The sequence below is a fragment of the Bradyrhizobium sp. Pha-3 genome (genome assembly GCF_042258325.1).
Lineage (GTDB): Bacteria > Pseudomonadota > Alphaproteobacteria > Rhizobiales > Xanthobacteraceae > Bradyrhizobium > Bradyrhizobium elkanii.
Genome location: NZ_CP170151.1, coordinates 7,619,863 through 7,636,377 on the forward strand (window position 1 = coordinate 7,619,863; position 16,515 = coordinate 7,636,377).

A 16,515-nucleotide genomic window follows, 5' to 3' on the forward strand; every position below is an offset into this window, starting at 1 on the left:
GATGGGACCGTGCATCCTTCGAGGCTCGCAAGAGCTCGCACCTCAGGATGACGGGGACAGCTTAGGCAACTGAGCCAGAAGCGTCAGGTGTCCGATTTCGAACAAGGCGGCGAACTCGGCTTGCCGCCCTCCTCAGCGGCTCAGGTCGGCTTGCCGCGTCCGCTCTTCTCGGCCGCGCGGCGCAGTGCGTCGGCGAGCGCGCTGCCGCCGGACTGCTCCTGCGGACGGCGCGGAGCTGATGACGTCATCTTGCCGCGCGAGAAATCGCGCGACGGCGTATTGTCCTTCTTCGGCCCGATCTCGTCGTCAAGCCGCAGCGTCAGCGCGATGCGCTTGCGCGCGACCTCGACGTCCAGCACCTTGACCTTGACGATATCGCCCGGCTTCACCACCTCGCGCGGGTCCTTGATGAAATTCCGCGACATTGCCGAGATGTGCACCAGCCCATCCTGATGCACGCCGATATCGACAAAGGCACCGAAGGCGGCGACGTTGGTCACGGTGCCCTCGAGGATCATGCCCTTCTTGAGGTCCTTGACCTCCTCGACGCCTTCCTTGAACACCGCCGCCTTGAACGCCGGACGCGGGTCGCGGCCGGGCTTTTCCATCTCGCGCAGAATGTCGGTGACGGTCGGCAATCCGAACGTATCGTCGACGAAGGACTGCGGCTTGAGACCGCGCACCACGTCGGCATTGCCGATCAGCGCCTTGATGTCGCTCTTGGTCGCCTCGAGGATGCGGCGCACCACCGGATAGGCTTCCGGATGCACGCCGGATGAATCGAGCGGGTCCTCGCCATTGCTGATGCGCAGGAAGCCGGCGCACTGCTCGAACGCCTTCGGCCCGAGCCGCGGCACCTCCTTCAGCGCCTTGCGCGACTTGAACGGGCCGTTGGCATCGCGGTGCTGCACGATGCTCTGGGCCAGTCCCTGGCCGATGCCCGACACTCGCGCGAGCAGCGGCACCGAGGCGGTATTGGCATCGACGCCGACCGCGTTCACGCAGTCTTCCACCACGGCATCGAGCGAGCGGGCGAGCTTGGACTCGCCGAGATCGTGCTGGTACTGGCCGACGCCGATCGCCTTCGGATCGATCTTGACCAGCTCAGCCAGGGGATCCTGCAGGCGCCGGGCGATCGAGACCGCGCCGCGAATGGTGACGTCGAGGTCGGGCAGTTCGTTCGAGGCGAAGGCCGAGGCCGAGTAGACCGATGCGCCGGCTTCAGAGACCACGATCTTGGTCATCTTGCGCTCGGGCAACCGCTTCACGAGCTCGGCGGCGAGCTTGTCGGTCTCGCGCGAGGCGGTGCCGTTGCCGATCGCGATCAGCTCGACGCCATGCTCGATCGCGAGCTTGCCGAGAATGGCGAGCGCCTCATCCCACCGCCGCTGCGGCTCGTGCGGGAAGATCGCCGTGTGTGCCACCACCTTGCCGGTCGCATCGATCACCGCGACCTTGACGCCGGTGCGATAGCCGGGATCGAGCCCCATGGTGGCGCGCGCGCCGGCCGGCGCCGCGAGCAAGAGGTCGCGCAAATTCGAGGCAAACACGCGCACCGCCTCGGTCTCCGCCGCGGTCCACAGCCGCAGCCGCAAATCGATATTGAGATGGATCTGGATCTTGGTGCGCCAGGCCCAGCGCACCGTCTCCGTCAGCCACTTGTCGCCCTTGCGGCCCTGGTTGGAGATCGCAAAGCGGTTCATGATCTTGAGCTCGTAGAGGCCGGGCTGGCCTACGACCGGCTCCTGCGCCTCCGGCTTGATGGCGAGGTCGAGGATCTCTTCCTTCTCGCCGCGGAACAGCGCCAGGATGCGGTGCGACGGCAGCTTCGGCAGCGGCTCGGAGAAATCGAAATAGTCCTTGAACTTCTCGCCTTCGGTCTTCTTGCCGGTGCGGACGGTCGAGGCCATGATGCCGTTCGACCACATCTCCTCGCGCAGCGCGCCGATCAGGTCGGCATCCTCGGCGAAGCGCTCGACCAGGATCGCGCGCGCGCCGTCGAGCGCCGCGGCGACGTCGGCGACCTGCTTCTCGGCATTGACGAAGGGCGTCGCGGCCTCGTTCGGATCGCTCTCGGGCTGCGTCAGAAGCTGATCGGCGAGCGGCTCGAGGCCGGCCTCCTTGGCGATCTCGGCCTTGGTGCGACGCTTCGGCTTGTACGGCAGATAGATGTCCTCGAGCCGGCCCTTGCTGTCGGCGGCCATGATCTGGGCCTCGAGCGCGGCGTCGAGCTTGCCCTGCTCGCGGATCGAATTGAGCACCGCGGTGCGGCGCTCCTCGAGCTCACGCAAATACGTCAGCCGTTCTTCCAGCGTGCGCAGCTGGGCGTCATCAAGCGCGCCGGTGAGCTCCTTGCGGTATCGCGCGATGAACGGCACCGTGGCGCCGCCGTCGAGCAGCGTCACCGCCGCCTCGACCTGTTCGTCGCGAACCCCAAGCTCCTGCGCAATCTGATGATGAATCTTTGCCACGCTCATCTCTCTAAAATTCCGTTGCGCCAGGGATCACCGACGGCGCGGACGCCGCTTATGGACCATCCCGGAATGATTCATCAAGGTGCGCTGTGGATCAAATTGGGCGCACGCCGCAATCTATTTCCGGAATGTTGGCCGTCCGCGGCTTGACAAATAAACCCGCGCCGCATTGCCGCCGAAAATCGCAGCTCTTGCTTCACTTGACAAATCAGCAAGCAGGCTCTCCGCGGCTGCGAACCAGTGCGCATAGCCGCCGGCGAGGTTGACGACGGGCCAGTCGCTGCCCCACTGCATCCGCTGCGACCCGAAACATGCCAGTGCATGATCCACGGCCTCGCTGAGATCGGCAACCTGCCAGTTCGGCGCCGCCTCGGTCGCAAGGCCCGAGAGTTTGCAGACGACGTTGGATCGTGTGGCGAGGCTTGCGATGTCGTCCTTCCAGGCCGCGATGTCGCCGGTCGCAAGGTGCGGCTTGCCGAAATGGTCGAGCACAAATTGCAGGTCCGGATGGCGATCGACCACCTGGATGAGCCGCGGCAGATGGCGCGGCAGCACCAGCGCGTCGAAGACGAGGTCATGCCGCATCATGGCCTCGAGCGGCGCCGCCAGTTCGGGGCGCAGCAGCCAGTCCTCGTCGGCGATGTCCTGCACCATCGGCCGCAGGCCGACCAGGAGCTCGCGCCCGGCGATCGCATCGACCCGCGCCGCGGCATCGGCGGCGTCGAAGTCGATCCAGCCGACCACGCCGCGCACCTGCTCGGCCCCTTTGGCGATATCGAGCAGGAATGCGGTTTCCGCTTCGGTCGGTGCGGCCTGCACCAGGATGGTGCCTTCGATCCCGGCCGCGGCGAGATGCGGCGCCAGATCGGCCAGGCCGAAGTCGCGGTAGATCGGCCCGCGTTCGGGCGTCAGCCAGCCGTAATCGGCGCGCGCCAGGGTCCAGACATGGTGATGGGCGTCGATCCGCATCATGCCGGCACCGGCGCATGCTGGTCGAGCAGCCCCTCATTCTTCAGGTCGCGCCACAACGCGGCAGGCACGGGCGACGACAACGCGGCGACGTTGCGCTCGACCTCCTGCGGCGTATGCGCGCCGAGCACGAGGCTTGCCACCGCCGGATGGCCGAGCGCGAAATGCAGCGCAGCGGTCGGCAGCGCCACGTTGTGGGCGCGGCAGACGCGATCGATCGCCGCCACCTTCTGCATCACGTCCGGCGGCGCGTCCTTGTAGTTGTACTTGGCGCCGGCAACCGCGCCGGTCGCCAGGATGCCGGAGTTGAAGACGCCACCGAGCATCATGCCGATGCCCCGGGCTTTCGCCAGCGGCAGGAATTCGGCGAGCGCGGGTTGCTCGAGCAGCGAGTAGCGGCCGGCGAGCAGCATGGTGTCGAACGTTCCGGCCTTGGCGAAGCGCACGCACATATCGGCCTCGTTGACGCCGATCCCGATGCCCCTGACCACGCGTTCGGAACGCAACTTGTCGAGCGCAACATAGGCGCCCACCATCGCCTCGCGAAACCGCGCCTCGATCGCGTCAGCGCCGTGGGTCCAGACGTCGACGTCGTGGATCAGGAGCAGGTCGATGCGATCGGTGCCGAGCCGCAGCAGCGACTGCTCCACCGAGCGCATGGTGCCCTCGTAGGAATAGTCGAACACCGCGCGATGCGGCGCGCCGCCGGCGAAATTGGAGCCGTCGCCACGGCCGTGGAACGGGTCCATCCAGCGCCCGACCTTGGTACAGACGACGACGTCGTCGCGCGCCACGCGGCGCAGCGCGGTGCCGCTGCGGTGTTCGGCGAGGCCATGGCCGTAGAGCGGCGAGGAATCCAGCAGGTTGATGCCCAGCGCAAACGCCCGTTCCACTGCTGCGATCGCAGCAGTGTCGTCGAGCCGTGCGAACAGGTCGCCGAGCGGCGCCGTGCCGAAGCCGAGAATGGAGACATCGAGCCCGGTGTGGCCGAGCCTGCGGCGTGGCAGTGCCGGGGAGCCTCGATCGGAGGGTTGTTGTTGGGTCATTATGGCCTCCCGCCTACGTTTCTTGTTAGCCCTTCATCAGACTAGCGTCGTTGACCGGGATCGTGAAGAGACCTTGGGCGGCCGATGCCGCAGTGAGGTCTCTCATCGCGCGCGCACCACATCGCTAAAATGCAATGCACAGCTTCACGTTGCCTGGTGGCGGGAAATACGCTATGGGAGCGCTCCGCAACTTCAACGCGGGAGGCGACGATGTTCAGGTCTGTGCGCTTCCCGGGTTCGCCGCGCGATATTTGACGCGCGTCCCGGGATCGGATCCCGGGTGAAATCGCAACACGCACACGCAATCGAATCTGCTGCGAGCCTCCGGCTCCGCGCTTGCGGAACTTTTGTCATGACCTCGACGCTTCTGGTGGACTCTCGTCGGGAGGCCACACGCTCCGTGCTGCTCGAACGTCAGCTACGGAGGTATCATCCGCACGTTCAGGGAAAGGTCCGCGCGCTGGCCATGCGGCACACGCGTCTTGCGGACCTTGCCGCGAGCTTCCCTGCGCTGCTGTTCGCGCTGGCGGTCCCGCGAGCCGGGATCGCTTCGGCGCGCGCACGCGCATGCGTCATCGACGGCCGCTCGCTCGCGGACGCCGCCTCCGCGGCGGGCATTCCGCTGTGGCTGCGAAGATTGCCGCCGGAAGCGTTCACCGCTCCGATCACGGGACTGCCCGATGACGAGCTGTTTCGCCGGCAGATCGCGAACCACCTGCCGCCATCACCGAAGCTCGCGCCGATCTGGTTGAAATCCGTCGCGGCGGTTGCCGAGCTCGCACATGGGCCGGCGGCGGTCTGGATCGCGCGCGAGCTGGTCCGGGCGCCGCCGCGCACCGATCCTGCGCGATTGCGGCCTGTCGGCCTGTGGGCGTGGTTCTCCACGCAGCCGGCGACGCTGGGACACACGCTGATCGACCGGAGGTGGACGCCGAGCATGCAGATCGGCTCGGCGCTCGCGGCCGCCGATGCGTGGAGCACGATGATCGCGCTGCATGTCAGCCTCGGCTCGGAGAAGATCGCGGATATGTGGCTGCAGCCGGGCCGCGTTGACGGTTACGACTTCATCCCGCTGAACTCGACCACGGATATCTCGGAGGAGGCGGAAGCGATGCATTCCGGAATGGCTGCCGCTAGCTCCGTCGCGCACGGCGCTCAATGCGCTGTGATCCGCATCCGCCAACGCTGCATCGTTGCTAATCGTCGGCGACAATCTGCTGGGCAAGGTTGTCGACCACCACAGGACTCTCGAAATAGGTCACGATCGGATCGGCCCCGTATTTCTCCCGGGCGCGGGCGCGCCACGCATCGGTGTACAGCGCTTCCGCCTCCTCCCTCGAGTTCCAGAAATAGATGCCGCCGGCCGTCAGCCCGTCCTCGGACAGCACATAGGTCTTTCGGAACAGCCCCTGAATGCCGCGATAGATCGGCGCGGTGCTCAGGAAGATGCTGCGGGCCTCCTCGCGCGTGATCGGCTTCGGCAGCTTGAACGTCGTGACAGCGGTAATCATCCGGATCTCCTCAGGTTCATTCTTGACATCATTGTCAATATTGACGATTGTGTCAAGAATGACCCGATTGGAGCAGATCGAATGGTGGGCGTGCGTCAGTTCGACGAAGACGAGATGATCGCGTGCGCGCTCGACGTGTTCTGGCGCAAGGGCCTGCACGATGCGACCATGCAGGACCTCGCGGCCGCGACCGGCGTCCAGCGCGGCAGCCTCTACAACGCCTATGGCGACAAGGAAGCGATCTTCCTGCGCGCCTTCGATCAGTATGCCGCGCAATTCCTGGACGCGGCCGGCTGCGCGCTGGCGCAGGGCGATATCTCGGCGAGGCTGAGGAGCTTCTTTGACATGATCATCGTCAACATGACGGACGGCACGCCGCAGCGGGGCTGCCTGACGACGCGCACCGCGCTCGACGCGGCCATTTCGAGCAAGGATGTGCGCCAGCGCGTGCAGAACGTGCTCACCCGGCTCGAGGAGTTAGTCGGCAAGGCCATCAGCACGGCGCCGAACAGGCGCAGCACGGCCGATGCGAACCGGCTGGCGCGCGTCATCGTGACGTTCACGCGCGGACTCGCCGTGATGGAGCGCGCCGGATACAGCCGCAAGCAGTTGAGGGAATCCGCCACGACATTCATCGATGCCGTGATTGGCGACGCCTGAGGCGACGTCCTTGTCCCGGCGACAGCGTCATCGTATGGGAGAAACCATCATGCAGGAACGGAACGGCGGCTGCCTGTGCGGCGCGGTGCGTTACACGCTCAAGAGCGAACCGCGGAGCATTGCGATATGTCACTGCACACATTGCCGGCGGCAAAGCGGCAGCCTGTTTTCGTTCAACCTCGTGATCCGCGAAGCCGACTACCAGCAGTCGGGCGAGACGGTGGTGTTCGTCGACAAGGGCGACAGCGGCCATCCGGTCCATCGTCATTTCTGCGGGCGCTGCGGGTCCCCTCTGCTTGCGAAGACCGCATTGATGCCCGGCAAGGTCGTGGTGAAAGCCGGCACGCTCGACAGCATGGAGGGGTTGCAACCGCAAGCCGAGATCTATACCGATCGCGCCGTCGCATGGCTCGCGCCGATCCCCGGCGCTGCGCGCTTTGCCCGGAACGTGTGACCGGATGCGCCGGTCACGAGCGCAGCGGGAAAAGATTCAGCCTGGCCAGGGTTGCCTCCGTTCCGATTGCATCGGAACGGAGGCTCTCGATTTTGTTTTGACGCGTTTTCTTCACGCGAACCGATATCAGATTCGCGCGAAAACGGTCTGGCGATCATTGACCGGCCGGCAGTTCGGCGTAGTTTCCGTCCTTGTCGCGGCGGTACACGACGTAGTCGATCAGAGTGATGTCACCCTTCGGCGTGTAGCTGATCTTGCCGAGCACGGTATCCCAGCTTCCGGCCTTGATGGCCGCCGCGACCTTCTTGGCGTCCGTGGTCTGGGCACGGGCTGCGGCCTGGCTCCAGATCTGGAACGCGGCGTAGCTGTAGAGCGTGTAGCCGTCGGGATCGATGCCCTTGTCCTTGAACTTCTTCAAGGTCGCTGCCGCGGTCGCCTTCTTGCGCGGGTCGGGCGAGAAGGTGAACAGCGAGCCTTCGGCGAGCGGACCTGCGATCGCGGCGAACTGCTTGTCGACCAGGGCGTCGCCGCCCATCAGCACCGCATTGACGCCCTGCTCGCGCATCTGGCGCAGGATCAACGCTGCCTCGGCATAGTAGCCGCCGACATAGACGAAATCGATCGACTCCTTCTTGAAGCGGGATACCAGAGCGGCAAAATCCTTGTCGCCCTTGGTATAGGCCTCATAAAGCTTTTCCTTCACGCCCGCGGCGTTGATGGCGTTCTTCGTTTCGTCGGCAAGGCCTTTGCCGTAGGTCGTCTTGTCGTGGATGATCGCGACGTTCTTGGTCTTGTAGTTCTTGATAATGTAGGCGGCCGCAACCGTGCCCTGCTGGTCATCCCGGCCGCAGACACGGAACGTGTTCCACAACCCGCGCTCGGTGAATTGCGGATTGGTCGAGCCGGGCGTGATCTGCAGCACATTGCCCTCGGCATAGGCGTCCGACGCGGGGATCGAGGTCGATGAGCAGAAATGCCCAACGACGAACGGAATCCTCGCGCCTGCCATCTTCTCGGCAACCGACACCGCCTGCTTCGGATCGCAGGCATCGTCGCCGACCTCCAGCTTCAGCTTCTTGCCAAGCACGCCACCCGCCGCATTGATGTCGGCGATCGCGAGATCAGCACCATTCTTGAACTGCTGGCCGAAGCTCGCCTCGGAGCCGGTCATTGGCCCGACCACGGCAACACTGATATCCTGTGCCATGGCGGCGCCGGACAAGGCCAGGCTCGCGCCGAGCGCAAGAAAATATCCTCGAAGTGCAAACTTCATCACATTCTCCTCGATGGTCTCAAGTCGCCTCAATGCATCGCAGTCGACGAATCCGCCGATTGCAACGATCACCGGGGGCTGCCTTTTAAGCGCGGGACGATTGGCAGGCTCGGACTGGGGCGACGGGGGATTGGACATATGCGACATCGGGCAACAATGTGAAACACGTTGTCGTGCATTGTCGTCTGAAATCTCCCGCAGCGGACGTGATTGGCGGCGATCTTGTGTGCGCGACAGCACACAGGCTGGCGCAGAGCGCTGCCTGCGACGCGTCGCCGGCGGGTGATGTGCCGGGTTGCGGCGAACCGCAGGCAACGACCCGACGCCCTCTCAGGGAGATTGCGATATTCGGTCAGGAGCGCCGCGGCACGGCACGGATATCCGACGGCGTCACGCCGTAATGCCGGCGGAAGGTGCGGTTGAAGTAGGACAGATCGCCGAAACCGACTTCGAATGCGATCGTACCGATGGTGCTGCCGCTGTGGCGCGGATCGGTCAGCAAATGATGCGCACGCGCCAGGCGCTGGCCGAGCACGAATTCCGAGAACGTCGAACCGACGCTTTCGAACAGCCGCTGGATATGGCGCGGCGTGAGCCTCAACCGGGCGGCCACCGCAGGCAAGGTGAGATCGCCATAGCTGAGATTGTCATTGATGTCGGCCTTGACCGCGGCGAGCCGCGCGGCCGCCACCCCGCCGTCTTCCGCGGCAGCCACCGCATCGCGGTTCGCACCGATGATCAACGCCCCGAGATCGACCAGATGCCGGACGACGGCGCGGCGCAGCTCGGCCGTCGCGAGCTGGTAGCTGTCGTCAAGCTCCCTGATGTAGAGCGCCAGCAAACGCATCGCCTCGGTGTTCGCGGGCAACGGCCGGACCAGCATGTCCTCGGGATCGCGGACCAGCGATGCCAGCGCCTTGCGCGGCAGCCTGAGACCGACGAAACAGCTCGGCGAGACCGGGACCGCCATGTTGCCGGCCTCCGCGCTCGACTGCAGCACGGCCTGCCCCGGGCCGAGCTCGATGTCGCGGCCGCGCTGCGACGCGCGGGTGTTGCCGCTCGTGATGATCGTCAGCACGAGGTCGTCATTGCCATCGAGCAGCTCGCGCGACCGTGCGATCTTGAGGTTGCTGCACGCCCACGATCCGATCCCAAGCCCGGGCAGCTCGCGCACATTGGCTTCGGCATGGAACGCGCCGGCGCTCAGCGGCTCCGGATCGAGCTTCACGATCATCCGCCCGATCTGCTCGCGAAAGATCGGCAAGCGGTCGCGCTCGCCGAAATCCGCGGTCGAGAACCGAAACCCGGTGATATCCGGCGACTGCATCGTCATCGGCTGATCCTCATGGCGGCGGGAGGTCGCCGCCGATATGCGGCCGATTTGTGGCAGCATGACACCGCTCGAGTGCACGGGACCGTGCTTACGCGTCGGCACTTTTGCTGCAGACAGGCGATGCGCGCCGGATCATCCTGACGTTCTTGTCGGGTCTGAAATCGCAACCGAAATCGTGCTCGCTCGATGTTGCCCGACATCATCATCCATGCCGTTACGCGGATTATAATTGACCGGACGGTCAATAGTAATCCAAGCGCACATCAGGCAACCTTCGGCTGCCAGAAGCCGCAACGGGAGGTCATCATGGTCAGCGATTTGGTGTTGACCGATATCCGCGCCGGATATCGCGTCCTGACGCTCAACAGGCCCGATCGCCTGAATTCCTTCAGCGCCGATCTGCACGCCGCACTGATGGCCGCGCTGATCGCGGCGGAACAGGACAAGTCCTGCCGCGCGCTGATCCTGACCGGAGCCGGACGCGGATTCTGCGCCGGGCAGGATCTTTCGGATGGCGTGTTCACGCCGGGCGAAACGCCGGACCTCTCCGCACCGATTGAAAAATTCTACAATCCACTGGTGCGCAAGCTGCGCGGCATTCCGATGCCGGTCGTGTGCGCCGTCAACGGCGTCGCCGCGGGCGCCGGCGCGAACCTGGCCCTTGCTTGCGACATCGTGATCGCCGCGCGGTCGGCCAAGTTCATCCAGGCCTTCGCCAAGCTTGGCCTCGTCCCTGACACCGGCGGCACCTGGTTGCTGCCGCGGCTCGTCGGCGGCGCGCGAGCGCGCGCACTGGCCATGCTCGCCGAGCCGATCTCCGCCGAGCGGGCGGAGACATGGGGCATGATCTGGAAGGTGGTCGAGGATTCCGACCTGATGGCCGAGGCCCACGCCCTCGCCGCCTCGCTCGCGACGCAGCCGACCGATGGTCTTGCGCTGATCAAACAGGCGCTCGATGCCTCCGAGACCAACACGCTCGACGCGCAGCTCGATCTCGAGCGCGAGCTGCAGGGCCGTGCCGGCCGGTCGGCGGACTATGCCGAAGGCGTCACCGCCTTTCTCGAGAAGCGCGCCCCGCGCTTTGTCGGACGGGCCAAGGATTGAACGTTTCCGATTGAACATTCCGCCGCCAAGGCGAGACGCATCATTGATCCCAAGTCAGAAGGTCCAATTGCGATGACACAGCCTCAATCCAGCGATGCACGGACGGCGGACAACGTCATGAAGCTCGACAGCTTCGTGCGCGGAAAATGGTCCGGCCCGGGCGAACCGGCAGCCGAGATTCACAGTGCCGTCACCGGCGATGTGGTGGCGGTCACGACCGGAAGCGATCTCGACATGCGCGAGATCCTCGCCTATGGCCGCGCGGTCGGCGGCAAGCATCTTGGAAAACTGACGTTCCACCAGCGCGCAGGCTTGCTGAAGGCGCTCGCCGACTATCTGACCCAGCACAAGGACCGGCTCTACCAGCTGTCGTTCCATACGGGCGCAACCCGCACCGACGCTGTCATCGACGTCGACGGCGGTATCGGCACGTTGTTCGCCTATGCCGGCAAGGGACGCCGCGAGCTTCCGAACAGCAAATTCCTGCTCGACGGCAATGTCGAGGGGCTGTCCAAGGGTGGCGCATTCGCCGGTCAGCATATCATGACGCCGCTGCACGGCGTCGCCGTGCACATCAACGCATTCAACTTTCCGTGCTGGGGCATGCTGGAGAAGCTGGCGCCCGCGCTGCTGGCCGGCGTGCCCGTCGTGACCAAGCCGGCGACGGTCACCTCCTATGTCGCTTACGAGCTGGTCCGGATCATCACCGAATCCGGCGTGCTGCCCGAAGGCGCGCTGCAATTCATCGTCGGATCGACCGGCGACCTGTTCGACCATCTGACCTGCCAGGACGTGGTGTCCTTCACAGGCTCGGCCGACACGTCGCAAAAACTGCAGCGGCATCCGGTCATCGCGCGCGAGGCGGTCAGGTTCATCGCCGAACGGGATTCGCTGAACGCCGCAATCCTCGCTCCGGACGCCGTACCGGGCAGCCCGGAGTTCGACCTCTTCGTCAAGGAAGTGGCCAAGGAGATGACGGTCAAGGCGGGGCAGAAATGCACCGCGATCCGCCGCGCGCTGGTGCCATCGGCGCAGCTCGACGCCGTGATCACGGCGCTGCGCGACCGTCTGGCCAAGGTCACGATCGGCAATCCCGAAAACGACAAGGTCAGGATGGGGCCGCTGGTCGGGCTCGGCCAGCGTAGCGATGTGTTTGCCCATGTCGCGAAGCTTCGCGCCGAAGCCGAACTGGTGGCCGGCGATCCCGGCAACTTCCCGCTGCTCGATGCCGACGCGAAGCGCGGCGCCTTCGTTCCGCCGCTGCTGCTGCATTGTGCGAAGCCGCTCGCCGCAACCGCAGTCCACGAGATCGAGGCGTTCGGCCCTGTCAGCACCGTGATGGGATACGACGATCTGGATCAGGCCATCGCGCTGACCAATCGCGGCGGCGGCAGCCTCGTCGCATCCATCTACACGCACGACATCCCGGCTGCGACCGAGCTTGCCTTCGGCATCGGCAGTTTTCACGGCCGCGTCGCGATCATCGATCGCGACTGCGCGAGCGAGCACACCGGACACGGTTCGCCGATGCCGCAGATGGTTCACGGCGGCCCCGGCCGGGCCGGCGGCGGCGAGGAACTGGGCGGCGTCCGCAGCCTCCAGCACTACATGCAACGCACCGCCTTGCAGGGCTCGCCGGCGATGCTGAGCGGCGTCACCGGCCGCTGGTTCAAGGGCAGCCCGATGCTCGAAGGCGACCTGCACCCGTTCCGCTATCACTATGACGATCTCGAGATCGGCCGCACGCTGGTCTCGAAGTCGCGGCAGATCACGCTCGACGACATCGAGCACTTCGCGCATTTCACGGGCGACACCTTCTACGCCCATATGGACGAGGAAGCGACCAAGGGGCATCCGTTCTTCCCGGGCCGCGTCGCGCATGGCTACCTGCTGCTGTCGTTTGCCGCCGGCCTGTTCGTCGATCCCGACTACGGGCCGGTGCTGGCGAATTACGGCCTCGACTCGCTGCGCTTCGTCAAACCCGTCCAGCCCGGCGAACAGATCCAGGTGCGGCTGACCGCGAAGGAGAAGATGCCGCGCAACAAGCAATATGGCGAGGTACGCTGGGACGTCGAGATCACGACCGGCACCGGCGAAACCGCGGCGACCTATGAGCTACTGACGATGAATGCGATGCGGGCTTAACGGCCCGCGTCAGAGCAACTCGGCCTGCCGGCTGCGGCCGGCCGATTTGGCCCTGCCGCGCGGCCGAGTGACGGTGGCCGCGGCATCGTCGGCGCCGGCCAGCACGAGCTGCGCGACGAAACCGGCATATTCGGCGCGGGTCATCGGCCCGCCCTCGCGAAACCACATGTAATGCCAGTTCAGCATGCCGAAGACGCTCATCGTCAGCGGCTTGAGCGCGCGCTTCTGCTTCGCCGCCGGCACTGCGGCGGCGAGTGCATCCGACATGATCCCGACCAGGATCCGCTCGCTTGCGAGCAGCGGCTGCTGCTTGTCCTTCGGCAACAGCTTGAGGCTTGAGATCTGGACCTGATGCTCGGCGTCGGCATTCCGGTAGAGCTCGAGCAGGGTCGCAACGATCGTCCTGAAGCGTGCGACCGGATCGCCGGCCTGTGCGCTCGCCTTGCGGACCGCCGCCACCAGCTTCGCGAGATGCGACGACAGGATATCGAACAGGATCGCTTCCTTGTCGGGATAATAGTGATAGAGCAGTGCCTTCGAGACACCGCAGGCGTCGGCGATGGTGTTCATCGACGTGCCGACATATCCCGATGCGGCAAACAGCTCGGCCGAGCGATGCAGCATCGAGAGGCGCTTGTCGTCATAGTCCTTGGCGCGCGATCGGGCCATGTCTTGTCCGTTCCACCAGGCGGCCGTTCGGCCATCGTCCAGAGATGTCAGTCAATAGTCGCAAGGTTCCGGGACCACAGCTCCGCCTCCGAACCCCTATTTATTGACCATCCGGTCGGACAATTCCATAAGCCCGGCGATCGGGCAACATTGCCCGGAATGAATTTTCCTGGCGCCGCGTCGCGAGAGCATCTCTCTGCTGCAAAACGCCTCGCCATGCGCGTCTGATTGCAAACTTCGCGGCGCCGCCGAGTTTCGCGCGCGTCCCGAACAGGGCCATGTTATCGTTCGTCGAACAGCTCGGAATGCGAAGGAGGCTCTGGGTGCGGACATCCTCTTGGCTCCACGTCCTTCGTCGCGCGGCCCGCCGGCTGAAGAGATGGCAGCGGCGGTTGGCGCGTGCTGCCAACCCCGACGGCAAGGACATGCACGAACTCTTTCTGTTTGGTCCTCACGGCTGATTGCCGGTTGCCTCGACGCATGCCCAATCGAGACCGCGGCAGATGTGATCCATCGCCACGCTGACGTCAGTCTGCCCACGCCGCGCATGTCGTGCGGCCGGATCACGCACAGAGCGATAGCATGACAGCTCCTCGAGCGCGTCACGTCATCATCGTCGGCGGGGGCGCGAGCGGCGTCCTGCTGGCGCACCAGCTACTGCGTCAACCGACGAACGATGTCCGCGTCAGCCTGATCGAGCAACGTCCCGACATCGGGCGCGGCATCGCCTATCATACCGGCAATCCGGATCATCTGCTCAATGTACGGGTCGCGAATATGAGCGCGCTGCCCGACCAGCCGGATCATTTCTGGCACTGGCTGATCTCGCGCGGGGCGGACGCGCCGCTCTGCCCTGATCCCTATTGCTTCGTGCCGCGGCGCATCTTTGGCGACTACATTGCCAGTCTGCTCGAGCAACAGGCGTCCGATCAGGCCGACATCCAACGCCTGTCGATCGTGCACGGCAGGTGCATCGCCATCCGCGAACGGCGAGGCGACGTCACCGCCAGCCTCGACGACGGCCGGCAGCTGATCGGCGACACCGTCGTTCTCGCAACCGGGCACGATTCACGCGCGAACAGTCCGGGTCATGCCGATCCTTGGGCAGCACCGTCTGCCGCTGCGATCGCCGACGACGCGACCGTCCTGATCCTCGGCACGGGGCTGACGATGGTCGATTACGTGCTGTCGTTGCTGCGCGACGGACATCGCGGGCCGATCGTTGCGATGTCGCGCCGGGGCCTTCTCGCCAAACCGCACCGCCGGGTCGACGCCGTGCGCATCGAGGAGGCGGAGGTCCCCTTCGGCTCCGGAATCGGCAACCTGCTTCGCTGGCTTCGCGGCCGGATCGACCGGCACATTGCAGCCGGCGGCGACTGGCGCAGCGTGATCGACGGGCTTCGCCCCCACACCCAGCGGCTGTGGCGTGAGCTCCCGCTTTCGTCCAAGCACCGGTTCCTCGAACACGCACGCGCCTGGTGGGACGTGCATCGGCATCGGATGGCGCCGGAAGTAGAGGTCCGGATCACCGAAGCAATCTATAGAGGCCGGCTCACCCCGATGGCCGCGAAGCTGATCTCGGCCGAGCCCGACCGGACAGGCGCGACCGTCAATTACCGGCGGCGCGGCGAGACCAGGCTCCATCGCATGCATGTCGGCGCCATCGTCGACTGCACCGGCATCGTCAAGGATCCGCGCGCAACCGCCAATCCTGCGGTGCGCAGCCTGCTGGAGCTTGGCCTGGCGCGCGTCGATCCGCTCCGCATCGGCATAGAAACCGATCGCAATTGCGCAATCATCGATCGCGACGGCGTCCCGTCACGCCGCCTGTATGCCGTCGGCCCGCTCACGCGCGCCGCGTTCTGGGAAATCAGCGCAATTCCCGACATCCGCAACCAATGCGCCGAGCTTGCCGCTCTGCTGGTTCGCGCCGACGAGGAGCGGCGACTCGCATCCCCCGCGCGCGTCTAGGGCTTCGGCTCTGATTGAATCAGAACCGAAACTCCAGCCCTTTGTTCTGACGCGCTCCCTTCACGCGAACCGGCGTCCACTTCGCTCGAAAGCGCTCTAGCTGCTGCCGAAGCCGGCCGCAATGAACGCCGGCAGCTTCTCCTCGATGAAGTGCTTGACCTCCGGCGAGTTGAAGACCTGGATGAAGGCCTTCAGACGCGGATCGTCCTTCTTGTCCGGCCGCGCGGTAAAGCGCAGCACGAGACCATCGTCGACCGTGCGGTCGATCACCAGCGCCGATTTCGGATCACCGCCGGCCGGTATCAGATAGGTGATGTTGACGAGCGCAAGCGTAACGTCGTCGAGCGACCGGTAGGTCTGCGCCGGATCGAGCTCGACGATCTTCAGGTTCTTGGGATTCTCGATGATATCAAACCGGCTCACCGAAAAACCCTTGCCCGGCGCCAGTTTGATCAGTCCGGCGCGTTCGAGCAGGATCAAGCCACGCGCGCCGTTGAGCGGCTCGTTCGGGATCGCAACGCTGTCGCCCGACTTGATCTCGTCGAGCGACTTGATCTTCTTCGAGAACAGCCCGACGGGCGCGATCACGCCGACCTTGTCGACCTGGATCAGGTTGAAACCGCGCTGCTTGTTCTGGATCGCGAGATAGGTGGCGTGCTGGAACAGATTGGCGTCGACATCGCCGCTGTTCACCACCTCGTTCAACGCGACCCAGTCCGACAACTCGACGATCTTGACGTCCTGCCCCTTGTCCTTGGCGAGCTTGGCGGCAAAGGCAGCCAGCTGACCGACCGGGCCGGCGCTGGTCGCAATCTTGAGAGGTTCGTCCGCAACGGCGGCCGCAGTCATGGCGAGCAGCACGCCAGCTGCCTGCGCCAGGCGCAACAATGTCTTCATGGTCTCGGT

The 16,515-nt window shown here is 65.2% G+C and carries 14 protein-coding genes; 5 read left to right on the plus strand and 9 right to left on the minus strand.

What is annotated here, in order from left to right:
• Positions 1-140: 140 nt before the first annotated feature.
• From ACE10X_RS36335 to ACE10X_RS36355, 5 genes are all read right to left on the minus strand, one after another.
• A complete protein-coding gene (locus ACE10X_RS36335; RefSeq protein ID WP_375763577.1) occupies positions 141-2,477 on the minus strand; it encodes a Tex family protein in 2,337 nt (778 codons plus the stop codon).
• Between the two features lie 114 nt (positions 2,478-2,591).
• Entirely contained in the window at positions 2,592-3,446 is an 855-nt protein-coding gene (locus ACE10X_RS36340) for an amidohydrolase (protein ID WP_038382389.1), read from the minus strand.
• On the minus strand, positions 3,443-4,489 hold the full coding sequence (locus ACE10X_RS36345) for an aldo/keto reductase (RefSeq protein ID WP_051002693.1): 1,047 nt from the start codon (positions 4,487-4,489) through the stop codon (positions 3,443-3,445). Before ACE10X_RS36345 ends, ACE10X_RS36340 begins: the two co-directional genes overlap by 4 nt.
• 441 nt (positions 4,490-4,930) lie before the next feature.
• On the minus strand, positions 4,931-5,428 hold the full coding sequence (locus ACE10X_RS36350) for a hypothetical protein (RefSeq protein WP_157787857.1): 498 nt from the start codon (positions 5,426-5,428) through the stop codon (positions 4,931-4,933).
• A 257-nt stretch (positions 5,429-5,685) separates the two neighbouring features.
• Positions 5,686-6,000: a monooxygenase gene (locus ACE10X_RS36355; protein WP_375763578.1), complete on the minus strand. Its 315-nt coding sequence runs from the start codon at positions 5,998-6,000 to the stop codon at positions 5,686-5,688.
• 81 nt (positions 6,001-6,081) lie between these two features.
• Here ACE10X_RS36355 and ACE10X_RS36360 point away from each other — a divergent pair, with 81 nt between their 5' ends.
• Both ACE10X_RS36360 and ACE10X_RS36365 read left to right on the plus strand, forming a co-directional pair.
• The gene (locus ACE10X_RS36360) at positions 6,082-6,660 is read left to right on the plus strand and encodes a TetR/AcrR family transcriptional regulator (RefSeq protein WP_375763579.1); all 579 of its coding nucleotides are present in this window, start codon (positions 6,082-6,084) and stop codon (positions 6,658-6,660) included.
• Positions 6,647-7,114, plus strand: coding sequence for a GFA family protein (locus tag ACE10X_RS36365; protein ID WP_375763580.1), 468 nt, complete (start codon positions 6,647-6,649; stop codon positions 7,112-7,114). The genes ACE10X_RS36360 and ACE10X_RS36365 overlap by 14 nt, the downstream gene beginning before the upstream one ends.
• 154 nt (positions 7,115-7,268) lie before the next feature.
• Here the strand turns inward: ACE10X_RS36365 and ACE10X_RS36370 are convergent, their stop codons facing one another.
• On the minus strand, positions 7,269-8,387 hold the full coding sequence (locus ACE10X_RS36370; RefSeq protein WP_038382395.1) for a branched-chain amino acid ABC transporter substrate-binding protein: 1,119 nt from the start codon (positions 8,385-8,387) through the stop codon (positions 7,269-7,271).
• 352 nt (positions 8,388-8,739) lie between these two features.
• Positions 8,740-9,780, minus strand: a complete 1,041-nt coding sequence (locus ACE10X_RS36375; protein ID WP_375763581.1) for an AraC family transcriptional regulator — start codon at positions 9,778-9,780, stop codon at positions 8,740-8,742.
• Positions 9,781-10,026: 246 nt separating this feature from the next.
• Between ACE10X_RS36375 and paaG the strand changes: the two genes are divergently transcribed.
• Together paaG and paaZ are read left to right on the plus strand one after the other, a co-directional pair.
• Positions 10,027-10,824, plus strand: coding sequence for a 2-(1,2-epoxy-1,2-dihydrophenyl)acetyl-CoA isomerase PaaG (gene paaG, locus ACE10X_RS36380; RefSeq protein ID WP_304497025.1), 798 nt, complete (start codon positions 10,027-10,029; stop codon positions 10,822-10,824).
• A 117-nt stretch (positions 10,825-10,941) separates the two neighbouring features.
• On the plus strand, positions 10,942-12,969 hold the full coding sequence (gene paaZ / locus ACE10X_RS36385) for a phenylacetic acid degradation bifunctional protein PaaZ (protein WP_038382384.1): 2,028 nt from the start codon (positions 10,942-10,944) through the stop codon (positions 12,967-12,969).
• A 9-nt stretch (positions 12,970-12,978) separates the two neighbouring features.
• Here the strand turns inward: paaZ and ACE10X_RS36390 are convergent, their stop codons facing one another.
• A complete protein-coding gene (locus ACE10X_RS36390) occupies positions 12,979-13,638 on the minus strand; it encodes a TetR/AcrR family transcriptional regulator (protein ID WP_038382382.1) in 660 nt (219 codons plus the stop codon).
• Positions 13,639-14,220: 582 nt separating this feature from the next.
• Here ACE10X_RS36390 and ACE10X_RS36395 point away from each other — a divergent pair.
• Positions 14,221-15,609 carry an FAD/NAD(P)-binding protein gene (locus tag ACE10X_RS36395; RefSeq protein WP_038382365.1) on the plus strand — a complete coding sequence of 463 codons (1,389 nt, stop codon included), beginning with the start codon at positions 14,221-14,223 and terminating at the stop codon, positions 15,607-15,609.
• 96 nt (positions 15,610-15,705) lie between these two features.
• On the opposite strand, the gene ACE10X_RS36400 is transcribed toward ACE10X_RS36395, so the two are convergent.
• Positions 15,706-16,506, minus strand: a complete 801-nt coding sequence (locus ACE10X_RS36400; RefSeq protein WP_038382364.1) for a MetQ/NlpA family ABC transporter substrate-binding protein — start codon at positions 16,504-16,506, stop codon at positions 15,706-15,708.
• Positions 16,507-16,515: the final 9 nt, after the last annotated feature.